Annotated in this window: 11 protein-coding genes; 5 read left to right on the top strand and 6 right to left on the bottom strand. The window is 35.6% G+C overall.

Features of this window, described 5'->3' with window-relative positions:
• Window positions 1-275: 275 nt before the first annotated feature.
• Window positions 276-1,481: a multidrug efflux MFS transporter NorA gene (norA, locus tag AB3M96_RS05120; protein ID WP_412966499.1), complete on the bottom strand. Its 1,206-nt coding sequence runs from the start codon at window positions 1,479-1,481 to the stop codon at window positions 276-278.
• A 110-nt stretch (window positions 1,482-1,591) separates the two neighbouring features.
• Here norA and AB3M96_RS05115 point away from each other — a divergent pair, with 110 nt between their 5' ends.
• Window positions 1,592-2,419: a MerR family transcriptional regulator gene (locus tag AB3M96_RS05115; protein WP_412966498.1), complete on the top strand. Its 828-nt coding sequence runs from the start codon at window positions 1,592-1,594 to the stop codon at window positions 2,417-2,419.
• Between the two features lie 130 nt (window positions 2,420-2,549).
• On the top strand, window positions 2,550-3,554 hold the full coding sequence (locus AB3M96_RS05110) for a DUF3231 family protein (protein ID WP_412966497.1): 1,005 nt from the start codon (window positions 2,550-2,552) through the stop codon (window positions 3,552-3,554).
• Between the two features lie 152 nt (window positions 3,555-3,706).
• On the opposite strand, the gene AB3M96_RS05105 is transcribed toward AB3M96_RS05110, so the two are convergent.
• Window positions 3,707-4,504 carry a cupin domain-containing protein gene (locus AB3M96_RS05105; protein ID WP_412966496.1) on the bottom strand — a complete coding sequence of 266 codons (798 nt, stop codon included), beginning with the start codon at window positions 4,502-4,504 and terminating at the stop codon, window positions 3,707-3,709.
• Between the two features lie 229 nt (window positions 4,505-4,733).
• Here AB3M96_RS05105 and AB3M96_RS05100 point away from each other — a divergent pair, with 229 nt between their 5' ends.
• Window positions 4,734-5,438 carry a DUF421 domain-containing protein gene (locus AB3M96_RS05100; protein WP_412966495.1) on the top strand — a complete coding sequence of 235 codons (705 nt, stop codon included), beginning with the start codon at window positions 4,734-4,736 and terminating at the stop codon, window positions 5,436-5,438.
• A 45-nt stretch (window positions 5,439-5,483) separates the two neighbouring features.
• The gene (locus AB3M96_RS05095; RefSeq protein WP_412966509.1) at window positions 5,484-5,999 is read left to right on the top strand and encodes a DUF3189 family protein; all 516 of its coding nucleotides are present in this window, start codon (window positions 5,484-5,486) and stop codon (window positions 5,997-5,999) included.
• Window positions 6,000-6,438: 439 nt separating this feature from the next.
• Here AB3M96_RS05095 and AB3M96_RS05090 read toward each other — a convergent pair whose 3' ends face one another.
• Window positions 6,439-6,915 (bottom strand): CarD family transcriptional regulator, encoded by a 477-nt coding sequence (locus tag AB3M96_RS05090; protein ID WP_412966494.1) that lies wholly within the window; start codon window positions 6,913-6,915, stop codon window positions 6,439-6,441.
• A 253-nt stretch (window positions 6,916-7,168) separates the two neighbouring features.
• Between AB3M96_RS05090 and AB3M96_RS05085 the strand changes: the two genes are divergently transcribed.
• On the top strand, window positions 7,169-7,567 hold the full coding sequence (locus tag AB3M96_RS05085; RefSeq protein WP_412966493.1) for a VOC family protein: 399 nt from the start codon (window positions 7,169-7,171) through the stop codon (window positions 7,565-7,567).
• A 57-nt stretch (window positions 7,568-7,624) separates the two neighbouring features.
• Here AB3M96_RS05085 and AB3M96_RS05080 read toward each other — a convergent pair whose 3' ends face one another.
• From AB3M96_RS05080 to AB3M96_RS05070, 3 genes are read right to left on the bottom strand one after another with little or no spacing between them, the layout of a single operon-like run.
• Window positions 7,625-8,041, bottom strand: coding sequence for a hypothetical protein (locus AB3M96_RS05080; RefSeq protein ID WP_412966492.1), 417 nt, complete (start codon window positions 8,039-8,041; stop codon window positions 7,625-7,627).
• A 57-nt stretch (window positions 8,042-8,098) separates the two neighbouring features.
• Entirely contained in the window at window positions 8,099-9,367 is a 1,269-nt protein-coding gene (locus AB3M96_RS05075) for a DnaB helicase C-terminal domain-containing protein (RefSeq protein WP_412966491.1), read from the bottom strand.
• Window positions 9,364-10,350, bottom strand: coding sequence for a DnaD domain-containing protein (locus AB3M96_RS05070; RefSeq protein WP_412966490.1), 987 nt, complete (start codon window positions 10,348-10,350; stop codon window positions 9,364-9,366). Before AB3M96_RS05070 ends, AB3M96_RS05075 begins: the two co-directional genes overlap by 4 nt.
• Window positions 10,351-10,476 lie beyond the last annotated feature (126 nt).

Genomic DNA, 10,476 nt, shown 5'->3' with positions numbered 1-10,476 from the left:
TCCTTTAAAGAAAAATGAAAAACTAAGATAAACCTAGAAAAAAGGAGATTGTGTACAATAATTAGGGGGTTAAGCCGCTTATGCACGTTACGAGAAAAAAATGCATTTTAGCGAAAACCCATCTAGGATTAAATATATTCTTTAACCAATTATTTCTATAAGGTAGATTATTATTTTATGCACCATAACGGGAGATGGAAAAATTAAAACTAAAAGTGCATCAATCCTCCCTGGACCAATGCACCCTACAATTTTTAATCATTTTCGTTTCTACCTCAATTTGATGATATATTCGCGACACTTGCCTTTACTTCTTTTGAAGTATAACCAGCTTGTTTCTTCCAAAACAGGGTGATTACGATTCCCAAAGCCATTATTACAGTTGCAAAGTAGTAAGGGTAGTCAATATCCACATCAAATAGGATTCCTCCAATAATAGGACCTGTAATGTTCGCGAGACTTGTGAACATTGAGTTCATGCCACCAACAAAACCTTGTTCGTTTCCAGCGATGTTTGAAAGGTAAGAAGTGACAGCCGGTCGGAATAAATCAAATCCTACAAATACAATAAATGTAACTAATAGGATATAAAAATAGGAATGAACAACCGTCATTAAAAAGACAAATAAACCTGATAAAACTAAGCTATATCGAATCAGTTTGATTTCACCCCAAATTCGAGTAAGCCGGTCAAACAATAGTACCTGTGATACAGCGCCAAAAATAGCACCACCCGTTATAACAATGGCGATATCTGATGGTTTAAATTGAAACTTATGATCTACGAATAAACTAAAAAATGATTCAAAAGCTGCTAAACCAAATGATGTAATAAATATTAAGATAAACGCTATAAAATATTTCGGCTCAAAAATACGTCCGAAACCCTTCCTACCACCTGTGGTTTCCTCATGCATTTCAAGTACACGATCCGGTTCAGAAATGAATATGATTGTAAGAATTGCAGCTATTGTACCAAGTGCACCAGCAAAATAAAATGGAGTACGTGTTCCAAACTCCGCTAAAAATCCGCCAATTCCTGGGCCAATAATAAACCCTGTACTAATGGCTGCTGACATATAACCAAGCGCTTTCGGACGAGTTTCCTTATTTGTTATATCAGCAATATAGGCAGTAACACCTGGCATAATAAATGCAGCACTTATCCCACCTAAGATACGAGAAATAAATAACGTTTCAATATCTTTACCAAGCCCAAATAACAACTCTGAGAATCCGAAAATAAATAATCCAAGTACAATAATTATTTTTCGTCCCCACTTATCTACAGCCTTTCCCGCAAATGGCGAAACAATCAATTGTGCCATCGCAAAAGCAGCTGTTAGATAACCTATAGTCATACCATTTATCCCCAATTCATTCATGAGCTTAGGTAATACTGGGATAACAAGGCCAATTCCCAAAAACGCAATAAACAAATTCATTAATAACAATCCTAAGGTAATTTTATAACTCTTCATTTTACGCACTCTCCTCAACAAAACAACTAACATTGGAGCTAGTTATTCCTTTACATCCTATTATCCTAGTGTATATAGTAACTATATAGTCAAGGGTGGTGTTGTAAAAAATGAATGAAAAAAGTGTAAAGTATTTAACCACAGGTGAATTCGCGAAGCTATGCAAGGTGAATAAACAAACCCTCTTTTATTACGATCAAATCGGCCTTTTATCTCCTGTATATAAAAATGAAAAAGGCTATCGTTTTTATTCACTGAACCAAATTGAATTATTTTATGTGATTGATTTATTAAAAGATCTTGATATGTCGCTACATGATATTCAACAATACACACAGAATAAATCACCTGAAAGTTTTTTAGCATTAATGTATCAGAAAAAAGATGAGATTGTGAAAAAGCGCAAGGAAATTGAAATGAAGGAAAGACAGATAGAGACCAAAATCGCATTGATGGAGGAAGCCTCCCTGCTCGACTTTGATCAAATTACACTTGAACATTTACCAGAAGCCACACTCTTTTTAAGCAGAAATATAGAAGATATTACTGATGATGAGTTTGTAGAAGTTCTTTCAGAGTTTATTGGTCAGGTCAATGAGTCACAGCTCGATACGGGATATCCCATCGGTGGTATCACAAAAAGTGAGCAAGTAATAAATGGAGAATACTCTAAATACAGCTACTTATATATTGAACAACCTCACCCTAAAGAGGGATATCCATATTTCAAGGCAGTTAAAGGTGATTTCCTCATCGGCTATCATATTGGAGAGGACAAAACTATACAGCATACATACAAGAGAATTTTTTCAGAGATGGAGCGTTTAGACCTATCCTTAGGTGATTATGTTTTTGAAGAGTATATTTATGATACCGTTGTAAGAAATCATAAGGAACAATACGTTACTAAAATTATGGTACAGGTATTAAAAGCATAAGTCTGTGATGTAATTAACCAGTTTACAAAAATAAAATTTTCCCTACTCTACCTCTATTATCATTTAAAGAATATTAACTCCTTAATATCACATAATAAAATTAGTAGTAAATGTATAGGGGTGAACCGCTTTGGAGAAAGAGGATATAAAATTAACCTCAGCAGAGATTGGTACTTTGTGGGGCGCTTATGTTAACGGGACTGCGATAGATACTGTTAATAGATATATGGTATCAATAGTTGAAAATGAGAAAATAAGAGCATTATTTGAAGAAGCAATCCATGTATTTGCACAACAAAAAGAACAGATTGTATCGTTTATTAAAAAAGACGGATTTCCTCTACCTAATGGCTTTAATGATTCAGATCTAAAAAGTAATGCCAAAAGACTATTTACTGATATCTTTTGTTTACATTATCTCCACATCATGACCTTGCATGGTTTAATCGGTCATGTAACAGCATTATCTTCATCAGTAAATAGAGATTTACGATATTTTTATGATTCATGTGATTCTGACGCAAAGAAACTCTACCATAAATGTACAGAATTACTTTTAGAATTGGGCCACTTTCAAAGAGACCCATATTTCTACCCAGAAGAAAACCAGGAACTTATTACTACAAAAGAATTCACTGACGGTTTTTTTGGAAGAAGTAGACGTTTGGCTGCAACAGAAATTATTAGTTTATCTTTAAATCTTAAGAAAGCGGTTATGTCTAAATCTCTCTCTATTTCATTTAGCCAAGTTAGTCAGTCAAAGGAGGTAAGAGAATTTTTAGAGTACTCAGGTAAGGTAGCAGATAAACAAATCAAATCATTATCAGCAATATTGCAGAAAGATAATCTACCTGTTCCTATGTCGTGGGAAACAGAAATTACAAATTCAACTGAAACACCTTTCTCGGATAAGCTGATGATGTTTCATATGGGGTTTTTATTTCAAACGGCACAAACTTTTCAAGGTGCCGGTTTAGCAACAGCCATGCGAACAGATCTTGCATTTGAATACGAAAAAGTAATCATCGAAAATTTAACAGTAACGAAAAAGTGGTTTAATATCATGGTTAAATATAATTGGTTAGAACAACCCCCTCTTGCTCCAAATAGAAAGAAAATTGCACAAAGTGAGTGAATTGTACTTCCCTTACCCCACTCCATTTCGTTAGTAGGTTTATTTTACACCTATTATATTTGATTGGTGATTTCTCCTGACCAAACTTGAAAAACCACAGTCCAGTAAGACCGTGGTTTTTATACTTTCTCATCATAGTAATTTGATTTTTTCTACATATTCTTACTTTGCTGAAGAAGTTTAGATTCGCCTGTTTTTTCCCATTCTTCTACTGTTTGATATGCTTTTTCGGGTGAATACCCTTTCCCCACAAGTACTCCCATGAGAATAAACTCTTGCAGGATATGTGTCATATTTATTCCTCTTTTAACATCTTCCAAGCCTTCTTTGACTAAAAACTCTGTGTACTTGATCCATTCATCAGGTGTCTTACCAGAAACAACAGTGGTACGTTCCTTTTCTGCAGACATGGCCTCTGCTTTTGTTCGATGAACGGTTCCAAAAGGATGGTTTGGTGGAGCATAGATGGAATAAAGTTTTAATGGTATATTCCCCGTATTTATAACATTATGCCAGGTACCCGCCGGGACAAAAATAGCATCCTCATCCTGAACATTTCTTTCAAAATCCAATTTTTGTTTAGTTTTACCCATTCGAACTAGCCCTTGCCCCTGTTCAAGACGTAAAAATTGATCTACGCTCGGGTGTACTTCTAAACCTATATCCCCGCCAACTGGAATACTCATTAGAGTCGTTTGTAAATGGGTACCGGTCCATAAAGCTGTCCGGTATGTTTCGTTCTGCTTTGTTGCTGCATTAATATTAACTACATATGGATTCGGACCATAGTCTTTTAACTGAAGTTTCCTGTTATCATAATACCCCTGATAAAAACCCCAATTTGTCTCATATGGGTTAGTCCCATAGCCTGAGAAATGCCGATTGTTATAAGTCGGTACATTTACATAATAGGTATACTGATATGGTTGCCCATACGGCATATTGTACATGATCTTCACCCCCTCACTTAATGATTAACACTTATAAGGTATGTACGTGAGGGAAAAAATGTACGTTTATCACAGTAATTTTTTCAAATCCCTATGTCTGTTTAAAAGTGCAAGAATCATCATAGATACGGATAGGTTTATACATAAATTGGTACAATAAAAAAATACCTCTTTAGTGGGTATAAGAAGCCTTTATTTTAATCATTAAACTAATAAAACGGGAGAACCAATGGACGATCTACTATTATCTATATGGAGAACAGGATTAAGCTTTATCATCTTAGTACTAGTAACATTAAGTATTGGAAAACACATCAATCCTCATAAAAACCACTTTAGTTTCGCATTAGCCGTAACTATCGGTTCCTTTATAGCCAATATGGGATTTGATACTAAAATAGATTTCATAGAAATGCTTAGTGCATTTCTTGTATTAGTTTTATTGTTTTACCTTTTCATGGTGTTATCATTTAGAAGTAGGAGACTAAGAAAATTGTTATCGGGTAGACCTACCGTATTAATAGAAAAAGGAAAAATACTTGATAAAAACATGCAAAAAATAAAATTCTCAATTGATGACCTTAATCAATATCTAAGAGAAAAGAACATTTTTAACATTAATGAAGTGGAGTACGCTTTATTAGAAGTAAGCGGTGAACTGTCCGTCCTAAAAAAGAAGCAGTTTCAAAATATTTGCAAGCAGGATATGAATTTACCTTATTCTACAGTTTCCTTGCCAATTGAACTAATTATGGATGGAGAAATTATAAATAAAAATATAGTTGGACCATACAATCAAAAATGGATTGAAGTAGAGTGCAAAAAAAGAAATCTAGAGGTTAAAGATGTCTACTATGCAGTTGTGAATAGCCACGGCTCCCTTTTTATAGATAAATACCAGGATGATATTCATTCACCTACAGATGTTGAATAATCTAGAGTTTTAGTGGCAATAAAAAATGGAAACTAGGTGATTCAGTTGATTTTTATTTATCATGATTTCGGAGGAACACATTCTACGTCACTAGCAGCTGCTTATCATCTCAACATCCTCAATGACCCTTCAAAGATTTTAGAAAAAGATGAAATACTAGGAGTCCCATATTTTAATAAACTGAAGAAAAAGGATGCAGGTAAATTTATCTTTCATGGTGAAGATGATGAAGGTAATCTTGTATATACATTAGGAAAACGATCATCAAAATTAATCCTCCCTTCTCTCTATCACTTTAGTGAGATAATGGTAAATCATTATCAGATTAAGGAAAAAATTATTTTTTCTAATACTTCACCTGTTGTTCCGTTTGCTATGACAATGGGTGGATTCTTCTCAAGAGGGCTTGGAATTAACGCGATAGGCGTCCCACTCCTTGTCAAAGGGGCACAGCAATGTTGTAAACATATTTCACAACTAGTTAAAGAGACTAAAGAAATTGCCAAAAACACACATGGACATACAATTATTACAATCGATAATCATAAGTTCCAGGCGTAAGAAACATTTTAAATGGACAGGTCCACCACTCATTTTGGGACACTGTGCTTGTCCAAGAAGTGCTTCTTAGTGATCCACATTTTGTTAAATGAATTTCACCAAGCCGTATTGTTTTTCTTCTAAAATAAACTACAAAGATAATATATTGCATACCTAAACCAATGAAAGCCCTACCTCTCTTTCATCCTTACGGCTCCATGACCGTGCCAGTGTGATTCAGGATTTACAAAATCAAGTGTGTATTTTACTGCAACGTTCGTTGAAGAAATTTAATATACTAAAAGTGGAAATGTAGAAAAAACAAATAGAGGTAAACGCTTATAGGTGAGTTTAAGAAGTTGAATGTCGTTTAAAAAGTTGTACTTCTAATAATAATCGTCGTTTTCCCAAAAATTTAAGAATCTAGTTTTTGGGAAATGCGGATTATCTTAAAACAGTATTAACAGAAACTTTTAATTTGATCTTCAGTGATCCCTTTAATCAATCCCAGTTCACTTTTCAAAAATTCATGTGCGTTGTCTAGCATTCTTTTTTCGCTTGAATTAAGTGCTTTGTCTTTCTTTAAACGCATTAAATCACGTACTACTTCAACGCCTTCTTGTATGTTACCCGTTTTAATTTTGTCCGTGTTCACTTTATACCTCTGTTTCCACGGCATTTCTGTATCTGATTCTCCATGCTGATAAATGTCTATGATGTGTTTTAATGAGTCGATGTCAGTAACTGGACGTACACCTGAATTTTCTATTTTAGCTGCAGGAATCATGACCTGCATCTTACTACTAAACATTTTTATAACATAATACTGTTGCTTTTCCCCTGAGATTTCCTTTACTTCTATGGCTTCAATTATTCCTGCTCCGTGCATAGGGTAAACAATGTTATCGCCAATTTGAAACAAATAATCCACCTCCATGAATGGTAACCTTCTTAACCTTAACATATATATTGTTTTTAATCAAATTTTTAATAATATCATATATTTAATTTCATCGTCAACTAGTTTCTCTTTAAAAATAAAAAAAAGCATAGCCAATATGTCTGGTACTTGTTTTACTGTTAAAGGGACGTTTATAAGTAGAAGCTGACTCCGTTGAATTATTATCTCTAGAATGTCATTATTATAGTAATTAATGATTTTATTATGTAACTAAAGGAGTCGATTAATAGTGGAAAAAGTTACACCCTTCTTAATGTTTCAGGAGGGAAATGCAGAAGAAGCAATGAATTTTTATACCTCCTTAATTGAAGACTCAGAAATTAAAAGCATAACTCGATACGGAGCCAATGAATCGGGTGACGAAGGAACAGTGATGCAGGCAACCTTTTCCTTAAAAGGTCAAGAGTTCATGTGCATTGACAGTAATTTGAAACATCAGTTTTCATTTACCCCTTCATTCTCAATCTATCTCACTTGTGAGTCAGAAGAGGAACTTGACAACCTGTATCAGAATCTACTCGAAGGTGGACATGCTCTTATGCCAATTGGTGATTACGGGTTCAGCAAGAAATTTGGCTGGGTAAATGATCGCTTTGGAGTATCCTGGCAATTAAATCTTTCTTTATAAACGGAACAGAGGGACAGGTCTCTCACCCCATTGTGGGTTAAGGAACCTGTCCAACAATTACATTTTCCTGTAATACCCCGCCACAGCAGGATAGCTCTCATGCTCCTTCTTCATATCTCGGAACGTCACCAACTCATTCCCTCTTACAAACTCAAAGTCTAGCGGATACTCATAACAGTTCTTAGGTGTTTGTAGAAACATTTTTGCGAAGTATTGGGTTGCTTCTTGATGGTTGCGTGCAAAGATAAACACAAAATCATTAAAGTTTGTTTTGAGTGAATAGACATTTACTCGATGAAACCCTAACAAGTTGGTTTCAATCATCTCTGCAACTTTCTGGTGATCCGCTTTATTTAAGTCTAATTGAGATAAATCATCCTGTAAGGAAACCTTACGTTCTGAAAGTAGATGGTATATGTAATGAGCCAATGTTGCTTCTTCATTTAGTAAACACTCATGATAAAATTCCTTCACAACCACATGTATCACCTCTAATCATTTTTTTCCAGCAATCTAGCTCCAGAACAAATGCTATGAGACAAATTGCCCCACCGTGTTCTTCGGAAACTCTCCTATCTCTCCGGTATGTTCGTTGTAACTCACCATAACGGTACCAACAGGACCATTTCGATTTTTTGTGATAATGAGTTCCAGTGAAGTATCATCCGTATCTTTGTCATAGTATTTTTCACGGTATAAAAACAAAATGACATCTGCATCCTGTTCAACACTCCCAGACTCCCGTATATCAGACATCATTGGTCGTTTGTTGACTCTCGATTCCACGGAGCGATTCAACTGTGCTAAACAAACAACTGGACACTCAAAGTCCTTTGCCATCATTTTTAAGTTTCTCGATATTTCAGTTACTTGAAAGTGAGCATTACCTCCATATACCTCGCTAGATTGTATAAGTGTTAAATAGTCGATAAAAATGACCGGTTTCTTAGTTGGAAAGTCGTTCATCACTTTACGTACTTTTGCTCTCATTTCGGATACCTTTTGACCAGCACCATCAAAAACCTGCAAATTCGTCTTATTGAGGTGGGTAATCACACCCATCCATTTCTCCTTTTGAACTTGATTCAGCATGTTTTTCGGATCGCGCATTTTCACTCGATTGAAACCACCCGTTGAAGCAACTAATCTTGAGGTGATCAACTTCAGTGGCATCTCTAACGAAAACACCACAGGTACATAATTTGCCCATCCCGCTGCTTTTGCAAAGTGGAGCATAACATCGGTTTTCCCCATTGATGGACGTGCCGCTAGAATAGTAACCTCGCCATCTTGAAAACCTCCCGTGAATTTATCAAGTTGTTTGATTCCAGTTGTTGCGCTAACCTGTTCTTTTTGTTCTTGCCATGGTGCCTCATAGATAGCTAACAGTGCATGTTCGATAGATGTATGATCGTTGACCTTTACCTGGTTAATGGTATCCAAACTGGCAATTACCTGTTCAATGTCCCACTCATTCACCGCTGCCTTCGTTAGGATATTTTTCGTTTCCCGCTTCTTCCAGGTTTCCAGAATGAGTCCTTCACATTCCTCAAACTTCTCAATATCTGCAAATGCTACCAACTCAGATAGATAGGAGACTCCACCAAACGAGTCCAAATCTAGTAAAGTGGTCAATGTAATTAAATCCGTATTCTTTCCCTCTCGATGTAGGTCAAGCATCCTCCTCATCAACTCTTTATGAATGGTACTCTCGAGTTGATCAGGTTGAATGACAGTATCCTTGATTAAAAAATCAGCTTCCATCAGACTTCCAAGAAACGTCTTCTCAACAAAACTCATTCCTTTTCACCGGCATTTATATCAAATTCAAAGTCAGTTGGAATATCTCTGCCTGTATACTGTTTTTCAGCTTGCCTTTTTTCTTTAGGCTTGTTTTCAAGCTCCAAATCAATTTCTTCTACCGTCAGCAATGATTCGTTTTCCCAATTCTTAAGAATACCTTCGACATAATTCAGTCTTCTCTTATTGTTAGAACAAGCAAGCTGCATCGCCTTTACGATGATTTCTTTCGGGTTTAAAAAACTAGAATCATATAACCACATCAACAATCGGTCTTTTCCATGCACATTTGTATACCCAAACCCGTTTTGATCCCAGAACTCGAGAATCTCTTTGATGTCTTTGTCTTGCTGAGTAAAAACAACGGAACGCTCTCCATTAGGTGTATAATCTATATTTGGATAAAGATCTTGTTGTTGTTTTTCTTCTTCTTTTTCTTTTTCTTCTTCTTGTCCACGTATCGTATCACGTGTCGAAGGCGTATCTTCATACGACTCCATATCCCGCCATTCTGCCGTGTTTTTGTATGTATTATGATTTCGACAGGTAGTCTCATCTTCTATTTCAATAAAAGATTCATAGAGTCCTAAAATATCGCTTCTACTAATATTTTCTGATACATAAGAAATAAGCGAACGATCTTTGACTTTCTTTAACTCGGATAAAACACAATCCATCACCGGTTTTCCACCTCTGCGCAGGTTATTCGTTCCCCAATCCTTGATGGCAATCTCCCTTGTTTCGGGATTATAACGAATAACCTGATGATGGTTGATAAACCGATCCATTAACGATTGTACACTCTCTACTGAATACCCAAGATCACAAGCCATATGTTTTTTCGTAATCTTATAAATTCCTATCTGAGTTGTACGAGGATTTGTCAAAAGATACAAATAAAAATACCGGTCCTCTGGCGTCATTTCCTCCACAACAACTGGATCATTCCAAAAATCAATACCCACCATTCTGAACTTACCCATCTCAATCACTACCCTTTCAATTATAATTGGACTACCTTCATAGTTGTTATAGTGAGTTAGGGGGTAAAAAGGGGCATCGGTTTTAAAAATATTTTTTTTGAGGGGTCTTTGGTGGTTTTCTGTGGT

This window comes from Ferdinandcohnia jepli (genome assembly GCF_047246645.1).
In the GTDB taxonomy this organism is placed as follows: Bacteria; Bacillota; Bacilli; order Bacillales; family Bacillaceae_L; genus Ferdinandcohnia.
Note: the sequence above shows the minus strand (reverse complement) of the source record. Positions and strands in the feature narration are given on the sequence as shown.

Excerpts from the sequence above, each read along its gene's own strand:
- norA (WP_412966499.1), bottom strand. The coding sequence starts at position 1,481 with ATGAAGAGTTATAAAATTACCTTAGGATTGTTATTAATGAATTTGTTT.
- AB3M96_RS05115 (WP_412966498.1), top strand. The coding sequence starts at position 1,592 with ATGAATGAAAAAAGTGTAAAGTATTTAACCACAGGTGAATTCGCGAAG.
- AB3M96_RS05105 (WP_412966496.1), bottom strand. The coding sequence starts at position 4,504 with ATGTACAATATGCCGTATGGGCAACCATATCAGTATACCTATTATGTA.
- AB3M96_RS05100 (WP_412966495.1), top strand. The coding sequence starts at position 4,734 with ATGGACGATCTACTATTATCTATATGGAGAACAGGATTAAGCTTTATC.
- AB3M96_RS05090 (WP_412966494.1), bottom strand. The coding sequence starts at position 6,915 with ATGGAGGTGGATTATTTGTTTCAAATTGGCGATAACATTGTTTACCCT.
- AB3M96_RS05075 (WP_412966491.1), bottom strand. The coding sequence starts at position 9,367 with ATGAGTTTTGTTGAGAAGACGTTTCTTGGAAGTCTGATGGAAGCTGAT.
- AB3M96_RS05070 (WP_412966490.1), bottom strand. The coding sequence starts at position 10,350 with ATGGGTAAGTTCAGAATGGTGGGTATTGATTTTTGGAATGATCCAGTT.